The sequence below is a fragment of the Kitasatospora cathayae genome, assembly GCF_027627435.1.
GTDB classification, from domain to species: domain Bacteria; phylum Actinomycetota; class Actinomycetes; order Streptomycetales; family Streptomycetaceae; genus Kitasatospora; species Kitasatospora cathayae.
Map to the genome: position 1 here is coordinate 8,739,482 of NZ_CP115450.1, position 26,960 is coordinate 8,766,441.

Sequence of the window (26,960 nt, forward strand, 5' to 3'; positions counted from 1 at the left end):
CCGTCCCCAGTTCCGCAGGGTCTCGTGGTTGACCCCGATCTCCTTCGCGACGGCCGCGAACGTGCGCCAGCCCTCCGAGACCCGGTACAGCGCGACGGCATCACGACGGAACTCGTCCGAGTACTTCGACGGACGTCCCACCCGGACTTCCCTTCCTGGATCGTCAAGATCCAAGTGTCAGGGTGTCCACGTCACGGGCAAAGCCCAGCCCCTACCCCTGCGCCTCGGCCAGCAACGAGAAGGTCTGGTGGCGTTACTGACCGCATCGCACCAGCCGCGCCCCGCGCCGACCGCGTGGGGCGCGGCTGCGCCGAGCCTTCGCGAGCATCGCCGCAACCCTCAGGTGAGTCCGCTGTGAGTCCGCCTTGAGTCCACAGACTCTCCACATGAGATGACTTCCAGCTGTCGGATGATCATCTGTACTCATCAGCCGAAGATTTGCGGTAGTTTGTGGCGCCTCAGCGCGGTGGCCCAACCACGCGGGCGGCATCCGCCCCCGTGGAACGGCCCGAATCCCTCATGCAGGCTTGCAGGCCCATGCAGGGATCGCTGCTGATCACTGCGGCGGGGGTCTCGGCGAGCATCATGACCGGGCTCCGGCACGGCAGTTGTACCATGATCCAACTCAAGGGGGACACTTCTCCATGCGTGCTTCGCACAAGCGCTTCCTCGTGACGGCTGTTCTGCCGATCGCTCTCCTCGGGTCCATGGCCGCCCAGTGCGGCCCCAACAACCCCGAGCCGAGCGACACCGGGACCGCCACGGCCGCACCGACCGCCACGGCCGCACCGACCGCCACGGCCGCTCCGACGGGCAAGCCGGCTCCGACTGGCACGGCCGCACCGACGGGCAAGCCGGGTCCGGCGAAGAGCCTGTCGACCGATGAGCTCACCAAGGCCCTGCTGACCAAGGCCGACGTGCCGGGCGCCACCGACGCGAAAACCGGCCCGGCCGGCGGTGACAGCAAGATGGTCGCGGACAACGCCGCCTGTCAGCCCGTGCTCGACCTGATGGACGAGATGAACGCCGCGACGAAGCCGACCGCGGGCGTGGAGGGCGTCTACAAGACCGGTTCGGGCACCGGGGTCATGATCCACCTCGACCAGTTCGGTGCCGGCCAGGGTGACAAGGCCTTCTCGTCCGCCGCGGCCGCGCTCGGGTCGTGCTCCAGCATCCCCGGCTCCGTCCCCGGGAACGGCAACGAGAAGATCACGATGTCCGTGTCGAAGCTGAGCTACCCGACGCTCGGCGACGCGACCCTGACCTTCAAGGTGGCCGAGGCCGGCGAGACGTCGGCCGAGTTCTCCTATGCCTTCGTCCGGAGTGGAGACGTCGTGATCGGCATCGGCGACATGGCGAAGGATTCCGTGCCGCAGCCGGACCAGGCTCTGGTGAAGAAGCAGCTCGACCAGGTGAAGGCCGCCCAGCAGCGCTGAGCCACCAGCGCGGACGGTGAACCCCTGGGGCGCAAGCTCCAGGGGTTCACCGTCCGCGGAGTACGGCCCGGACGGCAACGAGCAGTGGACCCGCCGCCCCGGCGGCCGCTGCTGGCCCTGCCATCAGGCACACACCGAGCACCTGGAACGGGAGGCCGAAGAACAGTTGGAAGCCGCCCGGGAGGCGAGCGCCGCGCTGCGTCCGTGCTGGACGTGCCGGGGCTCGATCGGCGGGAAGGCGGGCTCGGAGCTGGAGCTGGAGCTGGAGCTGACCGAGAACGCCGGTCCGGACCGGTTGGAGTGCCCGCAGCGCGCGGCCGACCGGGAGGTGAAGGGGCTGGTATTCCGCAGCCACGAGGCAAAGGACGCCTACGAGAACAGCCCCCTGGCCGACGAACTGCGCGACGAGATCACCGGCCTGCTCGCCGAACCGCCCATGCGCATCGCGGTCCACCCCTACTGCGTCCTGCCCACCGATCCGGTCTGAGCAGACAGCAACACCAAAGCGCGGCACAAGACGTGGCTGGCTGGAGGGCACGGCCGGGCTGGAGGCGGCTGGGCACGTCCTCGGCCCGCCCCGCTCCGACATGGGCGGCACCGCTCGGGGCACCGGGGCGCTCCGGTGCCCAGCGCGCGATGGCCGTCAACGAGACCGTGCTGGCCCTCGTCCTCGGCGGCACCGCGCCGGAGGCGCCGGGCGGGGCGGGCGCCGTGACCGACTGGGCGACCGAGGGCGAGTTCCTGCTGTCGGGTGGGCGGCGCAAGGCGCGCCAGGACGCGGTGTGGCTGTTCCACTGGTCCCCCCGGCCGTCAGCGCGCTCGTGCCGACCGGACTGTGATCATTCTCACCGGGATTTCCGGTACCTCAACTATCTGTGGTGGCCCGCCACGAACTGCCCGTCTCGCGTTCGAACGCCGGACGGACGTCAACGGTGTCGTACACGATGCGCAACGTGGCAATACGGCCGTCCTCGGCGAGCTCAGCCAGGTCCACCACGTCAAACGGCGCGGCAGCTCCGGACGGCAGGCGCCAGTCAAAGTGGAACCAGAACGAGATCAGCGCGGCCCCCTGCTGCGTCTGACCCTCCGCCACCCCCAGCAGAGTCAGGCTCGCCCGGCTGGTATCGGCGAAGAGTTCGGGATAGAACTCCGTGGCCGGTCGGGGGCCGTACAGCGGAGAGTGCACCATCGCGCCAGGCGCGAACAACTCCAGGACCGCCTCGGCATCCGCCCGCTCCAGTGCCGACAGATAAGCCGACACAAGCTCAGCTGCAGTCATGATCACTCACTCGGGGTCAGGCCAAATCGACAGCCCATGCTCTCACCCCACCACTTGCACTCCGCCCATCAACCGGCACAACACCTCAACAGCCAAATCGTCGGTCTCGTCCTCGGCCAGCGGCGGGGAGGCCACGTGCCGCAGCTCCGGGAAGCGGGCGACGATCCGCACGCCCCGCTCGGTCAGGAACCAGGCCCGCTGCCGCGCGGCCTGTGGGAGGACGACGGACTCGACCAGACCCTCGTCCTTCAGCCGACGAAGGCGCCAGCGCATCAGCTTCAACCCGGTTTCGGGAGTATGCAGGAGCGAGTCCGGGTCGTGGCCCGACTGCAGAGGTCAGCGCCACAGGTGCCCTTCTTCGACCTTGTCACGTTCCCGCGATGCGCTCAGGGACTACGCCACCTCCGCCGATTGGACGGGCAGGACGCCGAAGCCCCCGAGGGAGAAACACCGCCCGCCGCGCGCTGGTCGGGGGTGGCGGCGGGCCTGAGAGGGATGGTTGGAGAGGGTGCGGCGCGCGGGCCTGGGACGGGCTTGGCCGCTGTCGGAGGAGCCGGATATCCCGGAGAGGCAGCAGCCGACCACGACCACCGGGAGTCGCCCGTGAGCGCCCCTCAGCGTCCCGCCCGGTCCGGCGACCACGATGACCAGGGCGACGCCGTCGGACCGCCGCAGCCGTCCCGGCCGGGATGGGCCGCGTACCGGCGCGGTGTCGCCAACCCAACGGCTCGACCACCGCGTTGCGTGCCGACGTCCTCGGCGCGCACGGCGTCCTCAAGGTCGCCACCGCCGACCAGCTCCAACTCCTGCTGTGCCCTGCGGCCACCTCGAACAAGGCGGTGCGGCAGGCGCTCGGCGATCTCGCGCTGCACGGTCTGGTCGCCAGCCCGACGGCGACAACGGGGGCCGGATCCGTGGACCGGCAAGGAGCTTCAAAACACCTGTCCCATCGTGGAGGCATGGACAACGGCACGCGACTGAGCGGCAGTAGACCTTCCGACCGACCGCGCCCGCGTGCTGCCCCAGATCACCCGCGGCCCCGGCATCCCGCGTACGCGACATCGCCGCCCGCTGCCTGGCGCGCTACCGGGTGGAGATGCTGGAGCAGCTCGGCATGATCTGGTCCGTCTCTGACGCTCGGGGCCACGAGTCCCGGACGTCCGTGGCGGGCTTACTTCACGGCGTCCTTGAGCTTGGAGCCGGCGGTGGCCTTGATGCTGTAGCCGGCCGGGATCTGAATCGGTTCCCCGGTCTGAGGGTTGCGGGCCGTACGGGCGGCGCGGTGGGTGCGCTCCAGGGTCAGGAAGCCGGGGATCATCAGTTTCTCGGCGCCTTGCTGGACGACCTCCCCGGCGATCTGGGCGAACGCCGAGAGGACGGCGTCGGCGTCCTTCTTGTTGACGGACGCCCGGACGGAGAGAGCTTCCACCAGCTCGGTGCGGTTCATCACGCCCACTTTCGACCATGGAATCGGTGTCCACGGCATGCTGCCAGACAACTCGGGCATCCCGCGCGAGTAAAGGCACGGCGCGCCGACGGCCCATGTCGCAGACAGGGCCCCGACCGGGCTCAACCCGCCCGTCCAGCCCGTCCGCCCGTCAGCCGCCCCAGAGCGTACCGGCGCCGGTGCCGCCGGATCCCTCACCCGGATCAGCAGCACGTCCGTCAACTCGCCGCGCTCACGGGCCGGACACAGACTCGACCACATGCCAGCCGACCTGCTGACCGCCCACGACCACGCCCTCGTCACCGCCGTCACTGCCCTGGCCACCACCCCCGGCTCCCCGGCAGCCCGCATCGTGCTCGCCCAAGGCCGCCTGCTCGCCCCCGCACCATGGCCACGCTCCGGGGCCCCGCGCCGCGGCTCCTGCGGCCAATGCCACCCGAACGCGCTGCGCATCGCCGCTCGTCTGCCCGGCGCGGCATACGTCGAGGGATACGCGCTCACCGCCGACGGCACGGCACAAGCGCACGCATGGTGCGCGACCGCGGACGGCACCGCGCTCGACCCCACTCGACCCGAGGACCCCGCCCTGGCCTACCTCGGCGTGCCCATGACCCCGGCGTTCGTCCTCGCGTTCCAAAAACGTACCCTCACCAAGACGAGGTTCCGCGGCGTCCTCGATCCGGACGTCCAGGCCCGCGACGCCGGGCGCATCTACCAAGCCGGGGTACCGACCTACGGGGTACTCGACGTCGGCCGGATCCCCCCGGCTTCGGACCAGCCGCCCTGAGGCCGACGGCTCGTCGTGTCCCCGCCCGCCGAGGGCCGGGGCCTGGACGGCGCACGCGGCGGACCGGGCGCCGCGCCTGTACATGTTTCTGCGCCGGCCGGTGCGGTGGATCGCGCGCGGCCGAAAGATCGCAGGCCAAAGCCCTGGCCATCGGCTGGTCGGCGGGTCTAGCATTCCCGGCACGGCGGCCCCACCACAGCACCACCGGGCCGCCGGCCAGAGCAGCCGCGCCGCGGCTCGGCGCTGCTTGCCTCCCCCCGGCTGGGCCCGTGGAACGTACCCCCGTCGTTCCCGGGCCCAGCCGGGCCGCGTGTCCCCGCGAATCAGGGCATCGAATCAGAGACGGGTGTCCGAGTGGGCGGCCTGACGGGCAGTCTGCCCCATCCGGTAGTGGAGGGCTGGCCGTCGAGACCGTCGACGACGTGGGTCGGAAGCAACTGGTGGGGCTGCGGCGAGGGTTGGGGCCCTGATTCAGACCGGCACCGAGTCCTACCGCTATCAGGCCGACCAGGTTCGTTCCGGGGGCACCGGATGATCAGTTCATGTACATAGGCCAAGGCACCTTCGACGACGTCCCCCTGAGTATGCTTTTCCCCCAACTTTCCGCCACCGGCATCGAATCGCTTCAGCGCTCCGCTCACAGTGTCGCCGCAGCTCAGTCCGAGGTCGCCTCCAAGGGATGGGACTGGTTCCCGGAGCACGCGGTCTTCACAGGCCCTCAGTGCCGGACACAAGTGATCCTGCTCCTGTGCGACATTCGCCCGTCGGGTCCAGGCGACTGGCTGGAATTCCAGCTCCAGGTGGGCTGGACGGACCAAGGCCGGCACGAGGTGACCGCCTTGGTCAACGTGGGCTGCTGGTGCGAGAGCGATCACAGCACCCACGATGGCGACGTCCTCAAGTTCGCCGTCGGTGACGAGATCTCGCTGCCCCATGCCTTCGAAGCATGCGCCGAGCGCATGACGGGGTGGCTGGCCGACCCTCGCGATGCAGACTTCTGGCGAGCCCGCGAGGATCTGCCAGCGCGCCGCCTGTAGGTCCTCGCTCAGGCCGCTTCGCGCTCTCCCCGGTCCGGGCCGAAACAGAGCAAGGCCCTGGCCGCGACTTGTCAGGGAGGCGGCCTGGGCCTGCGACAACAAGCTACCGGCGCCCCCATCCCAGCCGTGGTGGCTTTCGCCGGACCAGACTGCCCGGCGGGACGCTGCGCAGCCGTACGGCCGGGTGACGAGGGCAGCGTGGGCGGGGCAGGAGGAGGGGCTCGGGAGGTGCCGGGCGGGGCGGGCGGAGGCTGACGGCGCCGAGGCCGGCCACCAGCACTTCGAGGAGCAACTGCACGGTGAAGCTCTGCAGCCAGACACCCAGCAGTCCGAGCATCAGGGCCACGGCCGCCAGGATCGTGAGCGCCCAGCTCGGACCGCGGTCCCATGCGAAGCCGGTGGCGCCGCGCCGGCTGCGGCGGGCCTTCGACAGCGTTGCCGCGAGTATCAGGCCGACGCTGGTGATCCCGGCCAGGAACATGTACGGGCCGTCGGTCGGCAGATTCTCGGCGTATTGCCGACGTCCGGACAGCGCCACCGAAACCGGCTCGCCCTTCCAACGGGCGACCTCGACCTGGTCGCCGGGGTGAACTCTGCTGAGTACGGGCTCGGTGCCGTGCAGGCGGATGCTCTCCCGGCCGTCCCCGCCGGGCGCCTGGACCACGATCCGGTCGTCCGGGTCCTTGCCGACCTCCGCATGCACCTCGAGCGTCACCTCGGTGCCGACGGCCAGACAGTCGCCCCGGGTCACGGCGGCCGGGCACGGCAGGGCGGCCCGGTACCGGTCGGCATCGTGGAACGCCGGTGGCAGCAGGGCGATGAACCAGACCAGGACCACCAGCTCGAACGCCGCGGCGACGGTCAGTAGACCGGCGGCTGTCCGGCGAGGCCGCCGTGGCCTGGCAACTGCGGCAGCCGCGGCCTCCCGCCGTTCCCGGATGGCCCGCGCCCGCCAGGCCGCCCTGAGCCACTGACGGTCTGCCACACGCTGCCGCGCCCTGGATCGCTGGTACCGCACTGTTCCCCTTCGAGACGATCACCTCTGGCTGAGGCGGCCGTCACCTTACGCAGTTCGGCCGTGGGCCCGGACACCGCCCCCGACTGTGTGGGCTGGTTGCCCGGCTACGGGTGAGCGCCGGCGGTTCAGCGGTGTGACTCAGCACGCTACTTGTCACTAACAGCGCTACTCGACGTGCGGTTCTCTGGGTGGGTCAGCAAGACAACTGTCGCTGATTCAGCGAGGTGTCGGTCGGTTGGTGATGGTTCGGCAAGCAAGTTGGCGCCGTGCCGCTGATTGCTCAGGCCGTGACACCCTCCAGCGGAAGGCGGTCCCGGTAGTACTCCGACTCCAGCCACGCTTCCTTCACGAAGAGCGGTCGTGTGAGCCGCGCTTCCCCGACCCGCTGGTCACGCAGAAGGATCCCGAGGTCGGTCAGGGCGAGCGATGCGTCCGGTGTGAACAGGATCCAGTTCCCGTGCTCCGCCAGGACCCGGGCCCGAGCCTTCGGCAGGGGCCCGGCGGCCCCTTCGGGGAATAGCGGGTGGGTGTCGCCTGCGGCGTCGTCGTTGAGGCCGCCGGCCAGGGTGACGAGTTCGGCGCCCATCGAGACGGCGGCGGGGAGCTGTTCGTCGTGGATCTGGCCGATGAGCTTGCTGCGGACGGCGAGGTTGGCGTACCGGAAGTCCGCGGCGTCCCCGTCCACGGCGTCCCCGTCAGCGGCGGCTTCGGAGGCGGGGTCGTGGAGGGCGGCGAACGCGGATAGGAACATGGCTCGTTTGAGGAGCCGGTTGCCGGTCCTGGGGGCGTGTTCGCCGTGGATGGAGGATCCGGAGGATCTGGTCGCTGGGGCGAGGCCGGCGTAGGAGGCCAGGTGGGCTGCTGTGGGGAAGGTGGTGCCGTCGCCGATGGTGACCAGGAGGGTGGCGGCGGTCCTGACGCCGACTCCGGGCATCGAGGTCAGGACCTTGGAAAGAGGGTAGGCCTCCAGCAGTTCGGCGATCTGGGCTTCGACGGCGCGTCGTTGTTCGTGGACGGCGGCGAGCGAGCGGGCCAGGGAGGGCACGACCGTGTCCAGGGTGGTGGTGCCCGGGACGACGACGGTCTGCTCGTCGAGCGCGTCGAAGATTTCGTCGATCAGGCGTTCGGCCATGCGTGGGGCCTTGGGCCGTATGAGGGTCACGAGTTTTCGTCGGCCGGCTTTGCGCAGGGCGGCAGGGGAGCCGTGCTGTTCCAGCAGGTGGGTGACGGCGGGGTGGTCCAGGTGCGGGCCGAGGACGCGATCATTCGGGCGACATCAGGTGAGAACCCCGTGTCGGACCCCTCCATGACCAACGGCAGCGGCCAGGCGGTGCGGCGCGTGCCGTATGCCGGGGCGGCCTCACGCCTGTGGCCCACAGGCCGGTTCAGCGTGCGGCGTCGTGGTGGGCGAGGGCTTCTTCGGCGGTGACCGGGGTGAAGGGTTCCAGGGCGGTGACGTGGAAGCGCTTGAGGCGCAGGTAGCGCTCGCCGGTGTCGGTGAGGGTCCAGTCGTGGCGGGTGCGGGCGGTCATCGGCTGGCCGGTGCGGCTGATGCCTTCCCAGGCGAAGTCGACAGTGAGGCGGTGGTCGCCGTCCTCGCCGGGGGTGATCACCGGGTCGATCACATGGTGGGTGCTGACGTCGACCAGCTCGCCCGCCTGCGCGTACCAGGCGGCTACCTCGTCGAAGGTGTGCAGGACCCGGCCGTCGGGCAGGGTCATGGCCAGCTCGGGGTGGAGCAGTTCGCGCAGCTCCTCGGCGCTGTCCGCGGGCTGCTCCAGGAGGGAGCACCAGTAGTGGACGAAGGCGAGGACGCGGTTCTCGACGAGTGCGTCGGTGAATGGCTTGTCCTGGCGGGCGAGGACCTGCAGGTCGCAGATGCTGATCCGGGGCAGGCGCTCGGCGGGGTGCTGGACCAGCTGGAGGTCGTATTGCAGCAGGGTGGAGCCGTTCATCGCCGGTCCGGCGGTTTCGAAGTCGTGGGTGACGGTGACCTGGGCGGTGTCGGGGCCGGTGTGCTCGATGGCGTGGCTGCGCAGGTGGTGGGCGTTGGCCTGGGCCGGGTCCATGGCGGCGAAGAAGTCCAGGTAGGCCTGGCGCCCGTGGACGTCGGGCTGTCCGCTCTGCGGCGGGCGGTGGAGGGTGAAGTCCTCGGTGACGATTTCGCCCTGGTGGTCGGGGTCGCGGTTGGCGGTCTCGTAGCCCGAGTACCAGCGGTGCACCACGGTGAGGGCGCGGTGCTCGTAGGAGCCGGCGGTGAGGGTGGCGCGGAGGGTGTCGAGGGCGGTGGGCTCGGGCATGATCGGTGTTCCTGTTACGGGGGTGGTTCGGTTTCCGGGGTGGTTCAGCGGACCCAGGCGCTGGTGAGGGTCTGGACGGCGGAGCCGTCGAGGTCGGCGAGGGTGGTGGCGACGAAGTCGCGGGCCCACTGCGAGGTCTGGACGCGGAAGGGCGGGCGGTCGGCGGTCAGGGCGTCGATGATCGGGGCGGCGGCCTCGGTGGGGGTCTGGGCGTTGCCGAAGGACTGCCGGGTGCGGGCGATGTACGCCTTGAGGGCCGGGGCGTAGGGGCCGGCCGCATCCAGCAGGGCGGGGACGTCCAGGCCGAGGTTGGCGACGAACTCGCTCGCGACCGCGCCCGGTTCGACCACGGTGACGTCGACGCCCAGGGTGGCGGCGACGGGAGCGAGAGACTGCATGAAGCCCTCGACGGCGAACTTGGCCGCGCAGTACGCCTCGTTGAAGGGCTGGCCGACGATGCCGCCGACGCTGCTGACGGTGATCACCCGGCCCTGGGAGGCGCGCAGGTGGGGCAGGGCGGCACGGGTGGCGGCCACGACACCGAAGAAGTTGACCTCCATGGCGGCGCGGACGTCGTCGAGGCTGCTCTGTTCGATGGTGCCGACCTGGGCGGCGCCGGCGTTGTTGACCAGCGCGTCGAGGCGGCCGTGCTCGGCGATCACCTCGTCCAGGCATGCGGCGATGCTCCCGGGGTCGGTCACGTCCAGGCGCTTGACCTGGACGCGGTCGGCCACACCCGCCTCGGCGGCGGCCTTGAGGAGCGCGTCGGCCTTGCCGGTGTCGCGCATGGTCGCGATGGCCGTCCAGCCGGCCCGCGCGGCGCCGATCGCGGCGGCCAGGCCGATACCGGAGGACGTGCCGGTGATCAGAACCGTCTTCGGGGAGGTCATGAGGGTCTTCCTTGGAGCTCAGGGGCGAAGCCAGCAACCGGGGAGTTCCCCGGTTTGCTCTGCCACGGTAACCGGGGAACTCCCTGGTTGGCAATAACCGGGGAGTTCCCCGGTTTCCCTGGGTAGACTGATCACCTGACGAAAGGAGCTGCCTTGACCGCCCAGCCGAGCGTGTTGCGTGCCGATGCCCGCCGCAACCGGGAGCGGATCCTCGAAGCGGCCGTGCGCGCCTTCTCGGAGAAGGGCGCGGACGTTGCGATCGACGCGATCGCCAAGGCTGCGGGCGTCGGCTCGGCCACGCTCTACCGTCACTTCCCCACCCGCGAGGCATTGGTCGAGGCGGCCTATCGCAACGAGCTGGCCCGGGTCTGCGACAGCGCCGCCGAGCTGCTGGCCGTCAACCCGGCGGATGAGGCGCTGCGGCTGTGGATGGACCGGTTCATCGATTACCTGGCCGCCAAGCACGGCATGGCGGACGCCCTGCGGGCCGCGGTCGCCTCCGGCGCGGACCCCTTCGCCGAGTCGCTCGACAGGCTCGGCACCGCGGTCGCCACCCTTCTGCACGCCGGTGCCGACGCCGGTCTCCTGCGCTCGGATGTCGAGCCCCTCGACGTCGGCTTCAGCCTCGCCGGCGTCGCATTGGTCACCAGCGCTCCCGACCAGCGTGAACGGGCCGGCCGCCTCCTCGACCTGCTCCTCGACGGGCTCCGCCACGGCACGGACCGATAGCCCGCCCCCGCACGCGCGGCACGGACCCGACGGACCGGCACCGGGCGCCGCTGGAGCGTGGCGTTCGCCAGTCCCGGCCTCACTCGCGGCGCGACCACGGCATCCGCCGCAGCCTGGACGTCCTCGCCGTCGGTGGCGGTGGGCCGGACGGCAGCCGCCGCAGCAACGGCCCGTCGCCCGCCGCCGATGTCGGCGACGGGCGAGGGTGATGGGCCGTGCCGCCCGTGGGGTGGGATTACTCCACAGGCGGGCACGGGGTGATCGGAAGGCCGGCTGGGCGGACCAGTCCTGGTCCGTCCGGTCGGGTCGGCCGCTAGCCGCGAGGCGTGTGGAAGCTGGTCGCCCGGCCCGGGGCGGAGCTCTTCCCGTTGGCGTCGACGACCTCGATGGCGAGCGTGTAGTCGGTGTTCGGCGTAAGGCCCGGCATCACGGTCGAGTTCGAGTACGGGCCCGCTGGAATGAGGGCCCCGGCCTGGCCGTTGATCACGAGCCGGTACCCCTTCGCGCCCTCGGCCTTCCCCCAGCCGAAGTCGACTTCGGTCGCAGTGAGCTGGCGGATCGAAATCTCCGGGAGCGCGTGAGCGTCCGCGATCAGGAACTGGTTGTTCGCCACGTTCCAGTGCGAGGCCAGGTAGCTGCCCGGCTTGGGGTCGGTGTTGAAGTAGTCGTCCTTGGTGCAGTCCAGGCGGTCCCTGTTGAGAAAGTCGGAGCATTTCGTGGTCATCGGCTTGCCGCCACCGTCCGGGTAGCACATCAGGTCCCAGTTGACCGTGCAGTGCGAGCGTCCGCTGGAGTCCGGTGCGCTGTTGCTCACCGCGCCCAGGTTGTGGCCGAGTTCGTGTGCCGCGGCGTGGGCGCCCCAGCAGCCGGAGTCGATGCGCGCGTACGAGGGGCCGAAGTTGCTCGGGTTGTCCTGGCCGGCCCGGTCGTCGTTGGCGAAGCTGCCGAGGCCGCAGTACACCTGGGCGTCGGTGAACATCATGTACTTGCGGTCGCGGCGGTTGAACCCCTTGTCCACCACCTCACCGTTGGCCGCGCTCCAGTTGCCCAGTGCCGCCGCCGAGACCTCGACGTCGAGCACACTGGCCGTGCAGTTCGAGTCGGTGACGTACCGGACGTGCCGGTTGCCGCCGGTCTGTTCGGCGCTCGCGCGGTAGATGACGTCCACGTCCGCCGCCCAGTGCTTGATCGAGTCCCGGTAGTCGGCGAACCGGTCGTGGTCCGGGCCGTGGACGTAGAGGACCTGCACCCGGTTGCCGGTGGTGCCGTCGCCGTCGCAGACCACCTCGGTGCCGGTGGGTGTCTTCGACGGGCTCGGTGTGGAGCCGCCCGTGCCGGGGAGGGTCCTGATGTCCCAGGCCGCCGTGCCCTGCGGCAGATCGGTGGTTGCGGGCGACGGGCTCGATCCGCCGGTGGGGCCGGGGGTCGGCGCGGTGGCGGGCACGACCGGCGGGACGCTCTTGTGGATGTCCACGCCGTCGGGAGCGGCATCGGGTCCGTGGGTGCACAGGCCGTCCGCGCTCTTGAGCTCGCCCGCGCAGGGATCGTTGGCCGGCGCGACGACCAGCCCGGTGTACACCAGTCCCTTGGCCGGATCGCTCTTGGGAACGGCCGTCAGCGGGACGTGGTTCCCGTCGTCGTGTGCGGGCTTTCCTGCGGTCGTGCCTCGGGTGGCCGCTCCCGCCGCCTTGGTGGCCGAGGCCGGGTCCCCGAGCTGCCCGGGGTTCGCGGTGGCCGCTTCCGCCGCCTTGGCGGCGGCCGCCGGGTGGGATTCGAACGAGCCGCTCGCCGCACCGATCCCGACGGCCGGCACACGCTGCCCTCGCTTCCGAGACCGTGCGCGGGAGCACCGGACGACCTGTCCGGTGCTCTCGCTGATTCGGCCTTGCAGCGGCCGGTACTGCCGGGAACGGCCAGCTGCCGGACACCGTGAAGCCTGCCGGCCGCGTTGCTTCAGACGGGCCGGCGAAGGAGCCGGGCAGGAGGCTGATTACGCCGAGGTGCCGTTGGAGACCTGACCTCGCTATGGAGCCGGGGTGGCCGCAGCCGCCACGGTGGTGGCCGCGCACGCCCCGGCCAGGCGGGGCCCGCGTCGAGGGAAGCTGACCGAGCGGCAGACCGCGCTCGTGGAGGCCCTGCGCGCCGTTGAGAGGGCCGGCAGCTGACCCATGCCACGGGTGCGCGGCGCAGGAGCCGCGCATAGATAGGGTCGTCGGGCCGCTTCACTGCAGCGTGGCATCCGCCGGTCCGAGGGCCGGCTCCTCGGTCCTGTCTTCCCCCGACGTCCGTCCGGTCTGACGGATGACCCGGGACCGCGCCTGCGGCCAGGTTGGCGGATCCCGGGGTTGCGTGATCTTTCCGCGCGCGGTTCTGCCGCTGGGGGTCAGGTGGTCTGGAAGGAGCGTTTGGCGAAGCCGAGGACGTAGCCGTCGATGGCGGTGGTGACGGGTCGTTCTGGGCCGCCGCCGGCGCCGAGGGTGATGAACAGCGGGGTGTAGTGGTCGGGGGTGGGGTGGGCGTGGGGCATGCCGGGTGCGCGGTCGCGCCAGGCGGCGAGTTCTTCGACGTCGCCGCGCGCCAACGCCTCGGCGGCCCAGGCGTCGAACTCGGAGGACCAGGCTGGCACGGCGCCCTTGAAGAGCATGTCGGGGGTAATCGCGTGGAGGCCGTGGGTCATGAAGCCGGAGCCGATGACGAGGATGCCCTCCTCGCGCAGGGGTGCCAGGCGGGCGCCGAGGTCCAGCAGTCGGGCGGGGTCGTGGGTCGGCATGGACAGCTGCAGGACGGGAATGTCCGCGAGCGGGAACATGGCCATCAGCGGGAGCCAGGCGCCGTGGTCCAGGCCGCGGCGAGGATGCTGGTGGACGGGCTCGTCGTGCGGCATCATCGCCGCCACCCGCCGGGCCAGCGCGCTCGCGTCGGGGGTGTCGTAGCGCACCTGGCGGTAGCGGGGGTGGAACCCGGCGAAGTCGTAGACCAGCGGGGTGTGCGCGGCGGGCGCGGACAGGGACAGCGGCGCGTGCTCCCAGGGGGCGGAGACGATCAGGACGGCCTTGGGTCTGGGCAGGTTCCGGGCCCAGTCGAGGAGCTGGCGCAGCCAGGGGCCGTCGTCGAGCAGGGGCGGGGCGCCGTGGCTGACGTAGAGCGCGGGCAGGGGGCCGTCGGCGGGGGTCCAGTCGCGCTGGTCGCGGGCCCGGCGCAGGGCGCCGGGCAGGAACTCGTCGTACGCGCCGGCGGGCACGGCGGGATGGAGTATCGAGGGCACGGTGAGCCTTCCGCGGCGGGGGGGCGGAGCGGGGGGTGGGACGCATCGTCAGTCCAGGCGGTAGGTGCCGCTGGGGTCGACGGCCTGGTTGACGCGCTGGCCGATGGCGCGCAGGGTGCGCTGCTGGGCCTGGGTGAGCGGGTCGAGGACGAGGCGGCGGACCTCCTCGACGTGGCCCGGGGCGGTGGCGACGACCTTGTCCCAGCCCGCCTCGGTGAGGATGGCCAGGGTGAGGTGGGCGGGGCAGGGAACCGGCAGGGGCTGCACCTGTGCATTCTGCCAAGATGTGACGTTGATCCGCGGCCGCGACGCGATGGCAGGGCACGTTGAGTGATCATCTTCGCCTCGAACCGGCGGCTTCCGCCTTCTCGCGCCCCTGACCCGACGCCGGTGCACAAGCAGGGGCCGTTTCAGCGACCTGGGGCCGCTACCTGCTGTACGCCCCCAAGAACACGACCGGGGCGTCGCTGGTTCTGCGCGACCTGCGCACGGACACTGACAGGACCGTCTCGGACCAGCCCGCCTCGGCCGGCGTCCACGCGGTCAGCGCCGACGGACGGGACGTGGTCTTCCAGTCCGCGGCCGGCGGCATCGTGCCCGGCGACGCCAACGGCAAGTCGCAGGTCTTCGTCCGCCACTTCGGCTGACCACCCCGGCGCACGTGACGGAGCAGGCCGTCGGGGAAGTCCTCGACGGCCTGAACGCCGGACGCCGGCCAGAGCTCGCGGCCCGGTACCGCTCGGGCCGGCACTCCCTGGTCGAGACGTTGGACAGCCCGGACAACCGCGCTGCCTACGGCCAGCGCCGGGCCGTCCGCGAGGACGAGCAGCAGAAGGCCCACCAGGAGCTGATGGACTCCCTGGCCTGTGCCGACTGCGGCCAGGTTCCGATGGAGGAGAGCACCTGGGAGTACGGGCTCCACGGCCAGTGGACCCGCCGCCCTGGCGACGCTGCTGGTCCTATCGCCAGAAGCACGAGGAACGCCAGGAGAAGGCCGCGGCCAAGGCCCGCAAGCGCCTGGAGAAGGCCCGCGCGGCGAACGCCGTGCTGCGCCCGTGCTGGACGTGCCGGGGCACTATCGGGGGGAAGAGGGCTCCCCGCTGGAACTCGTCGAGAAGGCCGTCCACCTCGGTTGCCCTCCTTCCCCTGGCAACGACGTCTCCCTCGACGTCTCCTGACGATATAGGGCGTCACTCATGGTTGGCGCACGAGTCGGTCGAGTCGCTCCAGTGTTCCGACGCGCGGTAGCTGGGTCTGTGGTTCGGATCCGATGACGAGGGGGCGCATCATCTCGATCTTGCCGTTGGTCGTGGTGCCGTCCTCGTGCGGGAGGATGTGGCAGTGCCACACGGCTGTTCCGGGGACGGTGAACTTGCCGACCCAGGCGGTGATGTAGTCCGGCGGGGCGATGAACACGTCTTTGGGGCCGGACTCGTAGGCGGGTGCGGGCTCGAACGGCCCGATCGAGGAGGGCACGGGCTTTCCGTTGTCGTCCCACTGCCCGACATGCCAGCGCCCGACGAGCTGCATCTCCAGGAGGTGGAGGTGGATGGGGTGGGCGTTGGCACCGTGGTTACGGATGGCCCACACCTCCCAGGAGTTGAGCTGTGGTGTCTCGGTGGGCGGGTCTTCGTAGTTCAGGAGCCGGTCCTTGTCGCCGAGTTGCGGAGCGCCGGGCACGTCCCCCACGCCGGCCTGGACGGTGCGCAGGCGGGCCTCACGTAGTTTGGCGGACAGGGGCTCGCGGTTGTTGGTCTCGTCAAGGGTGCCCGGGATGCGGGAGTGGTCCGGGGAGGTGACGTCCGTGCCGATGTCGAACCGCATCAGTTGGGGGATGCGTGGTGCGGTGTTGGGGCCTGGGTAGGGGGCGGGGGCGTCGTTGGCCAGGACCCATTGCTGCGTGTGGTGGCCGGTGAAGTCGATGACGACGCGGTACCGCTCGCCGGGGGCGATGAGGAGGTCGTCGACTTGGGCGGGGTGGTGCAGGTAGCCGTCGTCGCTGGCCACCACGGTCATGCGCGGCGGTAGGCCGTGGTGGTTTCCCCGGTGTCCGCCGACCTGGCGCAGGCTCAGGTGGTAGAAGCGGTTGGCTGAAGAGTTCAGCAGGGTGAAGAGGTAGCGCCTGGGTTCGACCTGCTGCTTGGGTGCGATCGTGCCGTTGATGACCGGGAGGTCTCCGAAGTTGGTGTAGCACAGCTGCTTGGTGGCAGGGGCGAACGACTTGTCCTGCAGTTCGTATTCCTTGGAGAACTCTCCGCTGGGCAGGCCGAAGTGTCGTTCCCGCTCGTCGGTGTGCGGGGAGAATCCGACCAGCCCGGGGTACGCCTGGTAGCCGGTGAGTTTGTCGGTGTGGGTGTGGTAAAAGAGGGGCGCCGCGGCCTGGTCGTTCGGATAGTGGTTGGTGTAGGAGTCGCCGGGCGGCAGTTCCACTCCCAGTGGGGCGGGCACCCCGTCGCTGGGCGCGGGTTGCAGGCCGCCGTGATGGTGGAGGTTGGCGGGGTTGTCGTTGTTCGGCTGGCCGAACGGGAAGATGGGGGTCCCGGCCGGGGGCAGGGCGTTGACGATTTTCACGTCGACGGGGTGGCCTTCTCGGGTCACGATCTCGGGGCCGGAGTAGTCCGTCGAGGCATTGGCCGTGCTGTATGCCAGCGTTTTCACCGGTGGCCAGGAGCTGGCGAATCGATGGGTGTAGTGGACTGCTGCCGTGACCGTGTAGTGGTCAGGCCCGTCCATCTCGGCGAGGGGTGGCTGCTGGGCCTCGTCCATGAAGAACGGTGGCGTGGGCGACGGGGCACAGGTTGGGGGATCGTCGTCGGCCCGGGCGGTGGACACGGGTGCACTCACCGTGCCGGCCGCGATGACGGCCGCGCCCGCGAGCCCCGCCAGCAAACGGCCGCCCAGGGTCCGGGGCCGTCGGCCGAACGCCGTCTTCGCCATGCCACACCTCCGCTACCCGCTGGCGACGCGCGCCTGAAGACGCATCGCGCAGCAGTCCTTCTCCCACCCCGGACGATCACACCTATCGGGGTTGCCGTGCATTTAGCCGGTTCGGTCCAAGGGCGCGACCGGATCACCCAGCGCCCCGGCCCGTGGGACGACCAGGTGGATTCTCACCCGTCATCACCCGCGAGGCGATGAACAACGCCAGCACGTTCTCGTCCACCGGCGCCTGGAACCGAACCGGCAGCGTGAACGCCCCCGCACCGCCCGTCCCACCCTCCCCGGACCAGCTCTCACCAGGCCCGGAAGCAGCCTCAGCGCTGCGCCCCTTCGTGCGCTTGCCGGACTTCTGCGGTACCGCCAGGGCTCCACCGCCCTGGCGTCATGGCTGCGCAGCGCGGGCGGTCTGCCCGATCGAGTTCGAACAACGATCAGCTTCGCGCTGCTGCGGCTGCTGCTGATGGGCATTCGGGAGAAGGACATCGAGATCCTGGCGCTGCGGCACCAACTGCTGGTCCTGCTATGCCAGGTCGGCAAGCCCTGGTTCACCGACACCGACCGTGTCGTCCTTGCCGGTCTGCTCCACCGCCTCCCGGTGGGAAAGCTGCGGCACGTTCTGCTCCTGGTCCGCCCGGACACGATTCTGCGCTGGCACCGCGACCTGCTCAAGCGGCACCACTCCACCACCTGCGTGCCCAAGCGCCGTGGACGCCCGCCCACGGTCCGGTCGATCCGCGCCCTTGTCCCGCGCCTCGCGCGCGAGAACGCCTCGTGGGGCTATCGCCGGAGCCACGGTGAACTCGCGGCCCTCGGTATCAAGGTCGCCGCCTCCACCGTCTGGGAGATCCTCCGCGAGCACGGCATCCCACCAGCGCCCGAGCGGCAGGGCGCGACCTGGGCCGACTTCCTGCGCGGCCAGGCCGAGGCCCTGCTCGCTTGCGACCTCTTCGAGACCCGTACCCTGGCCGGAGCCTGCCTGTACGTCTTCGCCGTCATCGAGCACGGCACCCGGCGCGTCCGGATCCTCGGCGCCACCGCACACCCCACCGCGATGGGGGCACCTCCCGGCCGGAGGCTGGGGGAGGGTCGTGCAGCTCGGACGCAGCCTGCTCATGGACCTCGAGGACGCGGGTAACAAGGCCAGGTTCTTGATCCGGGACCGCGACTCGAAGTTCACGGCCTCCTTCGACGCCCTGATGGCCCACGCCGGCCCGAGCGTCGTGGCCACCGGCATCCGGATACCGCGGATGAACTCCGTCATGGAGCGCTGGATACAGACCTGCCGACGCGAGCTGCTGGACCGCACCTTGATCCGGAACCAGCGCCACCTCCTCCACGCGTTGCGCGAGTTCGAGACCTTCTACAACGAGCACCGGCCGCACCGAACCCTGAAGCAAGCCGCGCCACTCCGCCCGCTGCCCGAACCGATCGACGAACCAGCACAGATCAGACGTCTGGTGGTCCGTCGGCGAGACCGACTGGGCGGAACCCTCCACGAATACCAACATGCCGCGTGACCACGCCGGATGATCTATCGGCACCCACACAGCCGGGACTGGGCCGTCCACCGCACGGCCTGGCGCTTCAGGCAGCCGCGCCACGCAGCAGGATCGTGGCGATGAAGTCGGGAGCCTGGCGTTGGCCCATGTGCCCTTCGAGAGTAAGTTCCCAGGCGGTCTCGGCCAGGCCGCAGAATGTCGAGGCCAGCCAGGTGGCGGGCATGTCCTTACGCAGTAGTCCGGCGTCCTGGCCGCGTTGGATGAGCTCGACGGTCCGGGTGAAGATCGTCTCTGCGCGTGCGCTGGCCTCGGGGATGCCCAGGACGTCGGGTTCGACGTAGACGAGGTTCCACAGCTGGGCGAACGGCGGGTAGTCGGCGACGAGTGCGGTCAGGACGTGTTCCATGGCGGCCGTGTCGGCCTCGGCCCGTGTCAGGATCCGGTCGCAGTCGTCGAGGATCTTCTGGGCCATCGCCTGTACCAGGTGCTGGCGGGTGGGGAAGAGGCGGACCAGGGTCGCCCGGCTGATGCCCGAGCGTGTGGCGATGGACTGCATCGAGGCCGCCCGGTCCTTGGCGAGGATCGGGATCGCCGACTCCAGCACTTCTGTCGCGTCGGTACGCATGGTCGCGCCCAAACCCCCAATGCCTCTATTGACACATCGATGTATCTAAGTAATCTGCTCTGTATCAGCCTCATTGTACGTAAGGGCCGGGATCGCTCTGATCCGCGGCTCCGCATCGCGTGTGCCCGCGGAAGCGGCATCGCCGTGCACGAGGCGGTCCCCGACCGGACGGGGTGCCCTGGAGTCCAAGCGGCTTCTTCCCACCACGGGCGGTGCGGCGAGCGCAACGAAGCGTTCATCCGCATCCTCGGATCAGCCCGTGTCAGATCGAAGATCGGTTACCAGCCATGACGATGCATCGCCGACGCTTCCTGCGGAGCGTGGGTCTGGGCCTGCCCAGTCTCGCCCTTCTTGCCTCCCTGTCCGCCTGCGACGACAGCGGGGACAACGGAGGCGAGGACGGCTCGCCCAGCCCGTCCGGGCGCCAGAAGGTGATCGTCGTGGGAGCTGGGATCAGTGGCCTGGGCGCCGCCCGCTACCTGGCCGACAAGGGCCACGATGTGTCGGTGCTCGAAGCGCGCGACCGGGTCGGTGGCCGCATCTGGACCAGCCAGCAGTGGGCGGACACGCCGCTCGATCTGGGCGCTTCGTGGATCCATGGCATCGAGAAGAACCCGATCGCCGCGCTGGCCGCGAAGGCGAACGCGAAGACGGTCGTGACGGACCTGGAAAGCACTACCGACTACTCCGCCGACGGCGGCAAGTTGAGTGACGCGCAGGCCAAGGCGCTGGAGAGCTGGCGGAAGAAGGCCGCCGACGCGCTGACCTCGTTCCAGGACGAGGGGGACAAGGACGCGTCGGTACGCAGCGTGGTGGAGGCCGCGGTCGGCTGGTCCTCGTTGTCGGACCAGGACAGGGCGCTGCTCAACTGGGACCTGAACGATTACGAGCACGAGTACTCCGGCAGCGTGGAGCAGATGTCGGGTTTGCACTTCGACGAGGACAACAAGGTCAAGGGCAAGGACGTGTTGTTCCCGCAGGGGTACCACCAGATCACCGATCTGCTCGCGGCCGGGCTGTCCGTTCGCACCGGGCAGGTGGTCAAGAACATCGACTGGAACTCCGGTGGTGTCACGGTCACCACCGACAAGGGTGTGTTCCAGGCCGACCGGGTGCTGGTGACCCTGCCGCTGGGAGTGCTCCAGGCTGGCGCGGTGAAGTTCGGGCCGGGCCTGCCCGACGACAAGCTCGCCGCCGTCAGCAAGCTCGGTGTGGGAGTGCTCAACAAGTGCTACCTGCGCTTCCCCACCGTGTTCTGGGCGGACACCGACTGGCTGGGCTACGTGCCGCGTGTCGACAGGTACGGCCAGTGGACGCAGTGGATCAACGTCACCCGCCCCACCGGCAAGCCGGTCCTGCTCGGTTTCAATGCCGCCGACTTCGGCCGCATTATCGAGGGCTGGAGCGACGGCCAAGTCGTGGACAGCGCGATGGCCACGCTCAGGACCATGTACGGCAGCGGCATCCCCGCGCCGCTCGACTATCAGATCACCCGCTGGGCGTCCGACCCGTACGCGCTGGGCTCGTACTCGTTCAACAAGCTCGGCTCCACGCCGGCCATGCGCGACCAGCTCGCGGCCGCCGTCGACGGTCGTGTGCACTTCGCCGGCGAGGCCACGGACAAGGGCGACTTCGCCACCGTCCACGGCGCCTACCTGTCGGGAATCCGCGCGGCCAAGGAGATCGCCGGCTGAACCCGCCGTCCCCACGACGGAACCTTGGGGTGTTCCCGCCGTGCGCGGACGGCGGAGACAACCCGGGATTTCGTCCACCAGGACCCCGCCGGGCGACCCCCCGCCCGCGGGACGGCGGCCCCCGTCGGTGCTTACCCCCGAACGCACCGGCGGGGGCGTGCTCGGACCCGAACACCGCAGCTTGCCTGCCCCTGGGGCCAGCCGCGCCTACGCGATCGGTCGAACGGGCCGGGCGCTGACAGCAACCGCGGCCGGATATGATCCGCTGCGATTCCGGACGCTGGCATAGACCCGGGGCGCCACTGCCGCCGCACCCGTTCCACCGCGCCCCGTACCCCGCACGACCCGCTGGGAGCCAGCATGACCGCACAGCCCTACGGCGCCCAGCCGTTCTCCGCCTACGAGGCGCTGTCCCCCGAGGACCCCCGCGAGGTCGGCGGCTACCGCCTGTGCGCGCGGCTCGGCGCGGGCGGGATGGGCCGCGTCTACCTGGCCTACACCCCCGGCGGGCGCCCCGTCGCGCTCAAGGTGGTCCGGCCCGAACTCGCCGAGGACCCCGAGTTCCGGCACCGTTTCGCCCAGGAAGTCGCCAGCGCCCGGCGCATCCACGGCCTCTACACCGCCCAGGTCGTCGACGCGGGCACCGACGCCGCCGTCCCCTGGCTCGCCACCACCTTCGTGCCCGGTCCCTCCCTCCACCAGGTCGTCCGCCGTTACGGCCCGCTGCCCGAACGCACCGTCCTGCTCCTGCTCGCAGGCATCGCCGAGGCCCTGCAGGCGATCCACGCCGCAGGCGTCGTCCACCGCGACCTCAAGCCCGGCAACGTCCTCGTCGCCGCCGACGGCCCCCGCGTCATCGACTTCGGCATCGCCCGCGCCGCCGACGCCAGCCCGCTCACCGGCACCGGCCTGCGCATCGGCTCACCCGGCTTCATGGCCCCCGAACAGGCCCTCGGTCTGCCCGCCACCCCGGCCACCGACGTCTTCGCCCTCGGTGCCCTGAGCACCTTCATCGCCTCCGGCAGGGCCCCTTTCGGTGACGGGCCCGAACAGGTCTCGCTCTACCGGGCGGTCCACGAGGAGCCCGACCTGTCCGCTCTTCCGCACGGACTGCACGACCTCGTCCGGCACTGCCTGGCCAAGAACCCCGAGGACCGGCCGGGCACCGCCTGGCTGATCGAGGCCGCCCGCCGCCATCTCGCCACCGGCGGCGAACTGCGCTTCACCGACGGCTGGCTGCCCCTGCAGGTCAGCAGCGAGCTGAACCGTCACACCGCCCTTCCGGCCACGCCCGCACCGCCTGCCACCGTCCTCGACCCGGCAGGCGCCGCGGCCGCACCCGTCCTGCCCGCCCCCGCACCCACCCGCCGAGCGGCGGAGCCGGCCCGCCCGGAACCTGCCCGCGCCAGCCGCCGCCGGCGCGAGGGCACCCGGGGCGTCCGCACGGGGCTCCTGACGGCCACGGCCCTGCTCATCGGCGCCGCGGCGGCCTTCTTCCTGCTCGACTACTTCGAGTACTTCGACGACTCCACCGAACAGCCCGCAGCTGCCACCGCAGACCTCCCGCCCGCCACCGCACCCGCCCCCGCCCCTTCCTCCGTGTCCCCGCAGCAGACCGCCGCCTCCGGCTACACCGCCGCCTACACCAACCTCGAACTCACCTCTCCCGACCGCGACCACGAGTTCGACCTCAGAGCCGGAAAAGTCACCCAGGACACCTCCAGCTGGTACCTGGCCCGCCAGGCGGGCGCCTTCTACATCGCCGAGGACAACGACGCCTACATCGCCCCGACCGGCCCCCTCACGCTCCCCGACTGCCTCACGGGCATCGACACCAAGCCCACCTCCGCCTTGCCCTTCACCACCCTGCGTGTCGACCGCAGCTTCTGCGTCCGCTCCCACGGCGGCCAGGACATCGCCATCATCCGCACGCTCGCCACCGCCTCGGACGACGGCCCAGTCAAGGTCTCCATCACCGCCTACCGCCGTACCGCTTGACCACCCGAGCCCGGACGCATCCGGCGCTGACCGATCAACCGACCCGTCGGCCTCGGCGACATCGTTCCGGATCCATCGCCCAGCCCCCGATCATGGGAAGCGATCTTCGTTCGCTGGCCGTGACACCTACAGACAAGACAACCCCACCGATGTGCCGACCCGGCAGCGACGCAGAGACGGCCGTCCCACCTCTCGCACGTCGTCCGCCAGAACTAGGTGAGAAATGTCCCCGAACGCCACTGCCACCGCCGGAACCCCTTCGGCGGAGCAGTCGTTCGCCATGCCCCAGACAGCAATGTCCCCGCCCCGGAAGGTGAAGCCGACAGCCCTCGTGGCGCTCATCTTCTTCAGCGTCTCCGGCGGGGCCTATGGCATCGAAGGCCTGTTCTCCACCTCCGGCCCCGGGATGGCTCTGCTGCTGATCCTGGTGACACCACTCATCTACAGCGTCCCCCACGCTTTGGTCTGTGCCGAACTCGGCACGGCAATCCCGGTCGACGGAGGCTCCTATCACTGGGTCCGGCGCGGGCTGGGCAACTTCTGGGGCTTCCAGCAAGGCATGCTCAGCTGGCTGTGCAGCTTCGTGGACATGGCCGTCTACCCGATCCTGTTCACCACCTACCTGCAGTCCATGGCCCGTTGGGCCGAACCTGGCAAGCACGTGCTGTTCACCGCAGGCCACTTCCAGTTCGACCTGCACTGGTTCATCTGCCTAGCCGTCATCATGGTCTTCACGCTGGTCAACCTCATGGGCACGGCCAGGGTCGGCAGCTCCTCGGTCTTTCTTGCGATCGTCTGCCTCACCCCGCTGTTGCTGCTGACCGTTGCCGGCTTCGTCCACCTGTCCAGCCACGGCGTCAACCCGGTGACGGAGCTGACCAGCCGCCCGGATCAGCCGATGTGGAACGCCTTTGGCGCCGGGCTCTTCCTCGCCATGTGGAACTACAGCGGCTGGGACGACGTCTCGACCTTCGCTGGCGACATCGACAACCCGCGCAAGCACCTGCCCCGGGCGCTCGCCCTCTCGGTCGTAGTCACAGTCGTCGGCTACCTGCTGCCCGCGCTCGCCTCGCTCGCGGTCGGGCCGGGCGGCCCAGACGGCTGGAAGAACTGGCACAGCGGCTCATTCTCCGACGTGGCCAAGACCCTGACCGGACCGTGGCTGCAGACCACCGTCACCGTCGGCGGCATGCTCGCCTCGGCGGCGATGTTCTCCGCGCTGCTCGCCTCCAACGCCCGCCTGCCGTTCGCCCTGGCGCAGGACGGCTACTTCCCGAGGTGGTTGGCCAGGAGGTCTCACGGCCAGGTACCGGTCGCCTCCATCATCGGCTCCTCGGCGATCTACGCGCTGTTCTGCCTGAGCAGCTTCACCAACCTGATCATCGTGGACGTCTTCCTCACCAACATCACACTGCTGCTCCAGGTCGCCGCACTCATCGCGCTGCGTGTACGCGAGCCGGGACTCGAGCGGCCCTACCGTATCCCCGGCGGCAGCTTCGTCCTGTCCCTCATCACTCTCAGCCTCACGGCCGTCTGCTCCTGGGCGGCGTGGCAGCAGTACACGGAGAACGGCACCACCGCGGTGACCTACTGCCTCATCGCCGCAGGCGGCTCGACGCTGCTCTACCTTCCGCTGGCCTGGCACCGCCGCAAGGCTAACTGAAGGGCGCGACGGCCGACCCGTCACTCTGGCGAGGGATGGTGCAACACCTGTTGCAGCCAACAGGCTCCTCAACACCGCCGCTGAACTGCCTCAATTCGGTACGCAACATCGGCACGATAAGCCTGTTCGATGCGGACGTAGCTAACGAGATGTACAGCCTGAAGGACGGACAATGGCACAACATGGGCAAGGACGCCCCGACCCAATGGAAGCCGTAGCGTGAGTGACGATCAGTCTGTTGCAATTGCCGCCATGGCGGGCATCGGAGAACTGCTGTCGTGCATCGGGCCGACCTGCGGGGACACCGTCGACTGGAGTGCGGCGGAGAAGGTTTACGGGACGCCATTCCCTGCCGACTACCGGGCCTTCGTTGCAGCTTTCGGTAGGGGCTCGATCGAGGAGATCGTCGGCATTCACATCCCCGCCGTGAACTCGAACGAGCAGGGAATCGCGGTCTCGAGGCTCTCGGAGGCAGCGCTTGCGGACGAATGGGTCTGTACGGTCTTCGGCTCTTACAAGATTTTCGTAACCGGTGATCGCTTCAACTCGCCTATGGTGTCGCTTGGTTGGCGGTGAGACGCTGTCTGGGTGTGTTGTCATGGTGGGGGACCTGCTGCCGCAGCTGGCCGCGGTGCAAGTCGAGCGCGTGGAGGCCAGCGGGGATCTACTGAGGATCACTGCCCGGACCAGGGATGACTTGCCGGCGGCGTGTCCGTTGTGCGGGCAGTCGTCGGACTGGGTGCACTCTCGATACGAGCGGCATGTCGCAGACGAGGCGGTGGGCGGTCGGGCGGTCGTGATCGACTTATCGGTGCGCCGCCTGTACTGCGAGAACCCAGCCTGCGAGAAGGTCACCTTCGCCGAGCAGATCGACGGGCTGACCCGGCGTTACCAGCGTCGCACTCCTGCTCTGCAGAAGGTGGTCGACGCGGTCGCCGTGGCACTGGCCGGGTCGGCCGGGGCCCGCCTGCTGGGCGTGCTGCACCACGTGCTGACCTGGGCGGGCGTGCTGAACTGCTTGATGCGCATCAGCCTGCCCGCCCGGGTCGTCCCGCGGGTGCTGGGCATCGACGAGGGGGGCTCCCCCCGAGGTGTGGACACCAGTGCTATGCGGCGAGTGCCAGCGTAACTGATCGTTGTTCGAACTCGATCGGGCTGAGGTAGTTCAGCGCGGAGTGCCTCCTGCGGGTGTTGTAGCGGGTGATCCAGCGGAAGACCGCCAGGCGGGCGGCGCGGGCTCCAGGCCAACGCTTCGCGCCTTGGAGGGTCTCCCGTTTCAGCGTGGCGTTGAACGCCTCGGCGGCGGCGTTGTCCGCGCTCGTACCGACCGCGCCGCGACTCCTGGTGACGCCCAACTCCCGGCAGATGTCGGCGAATTCCTTGGACACGTACTGGGACCCGTTGTCGCTGTGGAAGACCGCGCCGTCCAGGCTTCCGTCCCGGGCGGCGGCCGCCGCCTTGAGCGCGTCGGTGACCAGCTCGGTCCGCATGTGATCGGCGATCGACCAGCCCACCAGGCGCTTGGAACACAGGTCCAACACCGTTGCCAGGTAGAGGAATTGACCGTCGCCGATCGGGAGGTAGGTGATGTCCCCGACGTAGCGGGTGTTCGGCCGAGCGGCGGTGAAGTCGCGTCCCAGCAGGTCCGGAACCGGCACCGCCGAGGGCTCGGGGACAGTGGTGCGGACCTTCCTGCGCAGGTGCACGCCGACAATGCCCCGCTCGCGCATCACCCGCTCGACGCGCTTGCGGTTGACCCGGCGCCCGGCATGCCGCAGCTCGGCGGTCACCCGCGGGCTGCCATAGGTGCCGTCCGTTTCGGCGTGGATCGCGCGGATCCGATCGGCGAGCTCGTCATCGGCCTGCCTGCGGGCCTCACGGGCCGGCGCGGCGGCCAGCCACCGGTAGAACCCGGACCGCGAGACCTCCAGCACCCGACACAGCCGCTTCACCCCGAAGGCGTCTCGATGGTCCTCAACGAACTGGAAGCGGCTCATCACCAGTTCGTCTCTCCGGCGAAATACTTCGCCGCCCGGCGCAGGATGTCCCGCTCCAGCTCAAGCTCCCGTATCCGGGCTCTGAGCTGCTTGTTCTCTTGCTCCAACACGGTGCCGGAGCCTATCGGGGCGCCCGAACCGGCAGCCGGAACGCTCTCGGCGCCCTCCCGCTGCCGGGCCCGGTGGGCGCTGATCCAGTTCCGTAGGGTCTCGTGGTTGACCCCGAGATCATCGGCCACCGAGCGGATCGTGCGTCCTGGTTCCGACAGGTACAGCGCCACGGCGTCCGCCTTGAACTCCGGCGAGTTCACCTTCATCACCACGGGGGACTCCTCTTCCTCTGGATCTCCGCGATC

General features: G+C 70.1%; 24 protein-coding genes and 3 pseudogenes. 13 read left to right on the forward strand and 14 right to left on the reverse strand.

Going from position 1 to position 26,960, the window contains the following annotated elements; all coding sequences use genetic code 11:
• Positions 1–141: pseudogene (locus O1G21_RS39155) on the reverse strand (transposase); the annotation flags it as partial.
• Between the two features lie 386 nt (positions 142–527).
• Between O1G21_RS39155 and O1G21_RS39160 the strand changes: the two are divergent.
• Positions 528–1,436 carry a hypothetical protein gene (locus O1G21_RS39160; protein WP_270150581.1) on the forward strand — a complete coding sequence of 303 codons (909 nt, stop codon included), beginning with the start codon at positions 528–530 and terminating at the stop codon, positions 1,434–1,436.
• A gap of 16 nt (positions 1,437–1,452) precedes the next feature.
• The gene (locus O1G21_RS39165; protein ID WP_270150582.1) at positions 1,453–1,923 is read left to right on the forward strand and encodes a hypothetical protein; all 471 of its coding nucleotides are present in this window, start codon (positions 1,453–1,455) and stop codon (positions 1,921–1,923) included.
• Between the two features lie 378 nt (positions 1,924–2,301).
• On the opposite strand, the gene O1G21_RS39170 is transcribed toward O1G21_RS39165, so the two are convergent.
• The 3 genes from O1G21_RS39170 to O1G21_RS39180 form a co-directional block, all read right to left on the reverse strand.
• A complete protein-coding gene (locus tag O1G21_RS39170; protein ID WP_270150584.1) occupies positions 2,302–2,715 on the reverse strand; it encodes a nuclear transport factor 2 family protein in 414 nt (137 codons plus the stop codon).
• 42 nt (positions 2,716–2,757) lie between these two features.
• A complete protein-coding gene (locus tag O1G21_RS39175; protein WP_270150585.1) occupies positions 2,758–2,988 on the reverse strand; it encodes a hypothetical protein in 231 nt (76 codons plus the stop codon).
• 898 nt (positions 2,989–3,886) lie between these two features.
• Complete coding sequence (locus O1G21_RS39180; RefSeq protein ID WP_270150587.1) at positions 3,887–4,162, reverse strand: HU family DNA-binding protein; 276 nt, start codon at positions 4,160–4,162, stop codon at positions 3,887–3,889.
• A 259-nt stretch (positions 4,163–4,421) separates the two neighbouring features.
• On the opposite strand from O1G21_RS39180, the gene O1G21_RS39185 reads away from it, so the two are divergent.
• Positions 4,422–4,949: a hypothetical protein gene (locus O1G21_RS39185; protein WP_270150588.1), complete on the forward strand. Its 528-nt coding sequence runs from the start codon at positions 4,422–4,424 to the stop codon at positions 4,947–4,949.
• A 542-nt stretch (positions 4,950–5,491) separates the two neighbouring features.
• Positions 5,492–5,986, forward strand: coding sequence for a hypothetical protein (locus O1G21_RS39190; protein WP_270150589.1), 495 nt, complete (start codon positions 5,492–5,494; stop codon positions 5,984–5,986).
• Between the two features lie 103 nt (positions 5,987–6,089).
• Here O1G21_RS39190 and O1G21_RS39195 read toward each other — a convergent pair whose 3' ends face one another.
• The 4 genes and pseudogenes from O1G21_RS39195 to O1G21_RS39210 form a co-directional block, all read right to left on the reverse strand.
• Entirely contained in the window at positions 6,090–6,971 is an 882-nt protein-coding gene (locus tag O1G21_RS39195) for a hypothetical protein (protein WP_270150591.1), read from the reverse strand.
• Positions 6,972–7,698: 727 nt separating this feature from the next.
• Positions 7,699–8,268: pseudogene (locus tag O1G21_RS39200) on the reverse strand (transposase); the annotation flags it as partial.
• 121 nt (positions 8,269–8,389) lie between these two features.
• Complete coding sequence (locus O1G21_RS39205; protein ID WP_270150594.1) at positions 8,390–9,304, reverse strand: nuclear transport factor 2 family protein; 915 nt, start codon at positions 9,302–9,304, stop codon at positions 8,390–8,392.
• A gap of 44 nt (positions 9,305–9,348) precedes the next feature.
• On the reverse strand, positions 9,349–10,194 hold the full coding sequence (locus tag O1G21_RS39210; protein ID WP_270150595.1) for an SDR family NAD(P)-dependent oxidoreductase: 846 nt from the start codon (positions 10,192–10,194) through the stop codon (positions 9,349–9,351).
• A 153-nt stretch (positions 10,195–10,347) separates the two neighbouring features.
• Between O1G21_RS39210 and O1G21_RS39215 the strand changes: the two genes are divergently transcribed.
• On the forward strand, positions 10,348–10,923 hold the full coding sequence (locus tag O1G21_RS39215; RefSeq protein ID WP_270150597.1) for a TetR/AcrR family transcriptional regulator: 576 nt from the start codon (positions 10,348–10,350) through the stop codon (positions 10,921–10,923).
• 313 nt (positions 10,924–11,236) lie between these two features.
• Here O1G21_RS39215 and O1G21_RS39220 read toward each other — a convergent pair whose 3' ends face one another.
• On the reverse strand, positions 11,237–12,736 hold the full coding sequence (locus tag O1G21_RS39220) for a zinc metalloprotease (RefSeq protein WP_270150599.1): 1,500 nt from the start codon (positions 12,734–12,736) through the stop codon (positions 11,237–11,239).
• A 223-nt stretch (positions 12,737–12,959) separates the two neighbouring features.
• Here O1G21_RS39220 and O1G21_RS39225 point away from each other — a divergent pair, with 223 nt between their 5' ends.
• The gene (locus tag O1G21_RS39225; RefSeq protein ID WP_270150600.1) at positions 12,960–13,088 is read left to right on the forward strand and encodes a hypothetical protein; all 129 of its coding nucleotides are present in this window, start codon (positions 12,960–12,962) and stop codon (positions 13,086–13,088) included.
• Positions 13,089–13,306: 218 nt separating this feature from the next.
• Here O1G21_RS39225 and O1G21_RS39230 read toward each other — a convergent pair whose 3' ends face one another.
• The 3 genes from O1G21_RS39230 to O1G21_RS39245 form a co-directional block, all read right to left on the reverse strand.
• A complete protein-coding gene (locus O1G21_RS39230) occupies positions 13,307–14,188 on the reverse strand; it encodes a dioxygenase family protein (protein ID WP_270150601.1) in 882 nt (293 codons plus the stop codon).
• A gap of 48 nt (positions 14,189–14,236) precedes the next feature.
• On the reverse strand, positions 14,237–14,455 hold the full coding sequence (locus O1G21_RS39235; protein WP_333493541.1) for a hypothetical protein: 219 nt from the start codon (positions 14,453–14,455) through the stop codon (positions 14,237–14,239).
• Between the two features lie 927 nt (positions 14,456–15,382).
• Positions 15,383–17,125, reverse strand: a complete 1,743-nt coding sequence (locus O1G21_RS39245) for a multicopper oxidase family protein (protein ID WP_270150603.1) — start codon at positions 17,123–17,125, stop codon at positions 15,383–15,385.
• A 463-nt stretch (positions 17,126–17,588) separates the two neighbouring features.
• Between O1G21_RS39245 and O1G21_RS39250 the strand changes: the two are divergent.
• Positions 17,589–18,645, forward strand: a pseudogene (locus O1G21_RS39250) (integrase core domain-containing protein).
• A gap of 67 nt (positions 18,646–18,712) precedes the next feature.
• On the opposite strand, the gene O1G21_RS39255 reads toward O1G21_RS39250, so the two are convergent.
• Positions 18,713–19,252 carry a TetR/AcrR family transcriptional regulator gene (locus O1G21_RS39255; protein WP_270150605.1) on the reverse strand — a complete coding sequence of 180 codons (540 nt, stop codon included), beginning with the start codon at positions 19,250–19,252 and terminating at the stop codon, positions 18,713–18,715.
• A 287-nt stretch (positions 19,253–19,539) separates the two neighbouring features.
• Between O1G21_RS39255 and O1G21_RS39260 the strand changes: the two genes are divergently transcribed.
• From O1G21_RS39260 to O1G21_RS39285, 6 genes are all read left to right on the forward strand, one after another.
• Positions 19,540–20,946, forward strand: a complete 1,407-nt coding sequence (locus tag O1G21_RS39260; protein WP_270150606.1) for a flavin monoamine oxidase family protein — start codon at positions 19,540–19,542, stop codon at positions 20,944–20,946.
• A 360-nt stretch (positions 20,947–21,306) separates the two neighbouring features.
• The gene (locus tag O1G21_RS39265) at positions 21,307–22,944 is read left to right on the forward strand and encodes a serine/threonine-protein kinase (RefSeq protein WP_270150607.1); all 1,638 of its coding nucleotides are present in this window, start codon (positions 21,307–21,309) and stop codon (positions 22,942–22,944) included.
• A 280-nt stretch (positions 22,945–23,224) separates the two neighbouring features.
• Positions 23,225–24,607, forward strand: a complete 1,383-nt coding sequence (locus O1G21_RS39270; RefSeq protein WP_270150609.1) for an APC family permease — start codon at positions 23,225–23,227, stop codon at positions 24,605–24,607.
• A 35-nt stretch (positions 24,608–24,642) separates the two neighbouring features.
• Positions 24,643–24,825 (forward strand): hypothetical protein, encoded by a 183-nt coding sequence (locus tag O1G21_RS39275; RefSeq protein ID WP_270150610.1) that lies wholly within the window; start codon positions 24,643–24,645, stop codon positions 24,823–24,825.
• Between the two features lies 1 nt (position 24,826).
• Positions 24,827–25,183, forward strand: coding sequence for an SMI1/KNR4 family protein (locus tag O1G21_RS39280; RefSeq protein ID WP_270150611.1), 357 nt, complete (start codon positions 24,827–24,829; stop codon positions 25,181–25,183).
• 22 nt (positions 25,184–25,205) lie between these two features.
• Entirely contained in the window at positions 25,206–25,736 is a 531-nt protein-coding gene (locus O1G21_RS39285; RefSeq protein WP_270150613.1) for a transposase family protein, read from the forward strand.
• Here the strand turns inward: O1G21_RS39285 and O1G21_RS39290 are convergent.
• Positions 25,714–26,927 (reverse strand): IS3 family transposase gene (locus O1G21_RS39290; protein WP_270150614.1). Its coding sequence is split into 2 segments (ribosomal slippage): positions 25,714–26,622 and positions 26,625–26,927, totalling 1,212 coding nucleotides; the frame shifts between segments, so codons are not numbered across the junction. The two genes, O1G21_RS39285 and O1G21_RS39290, sit on opposite strands and share 23 nt — an antisense overlap.
• Between the last annotated feature and the right edge of the window lie 33 nt (positions 26,928–26,960).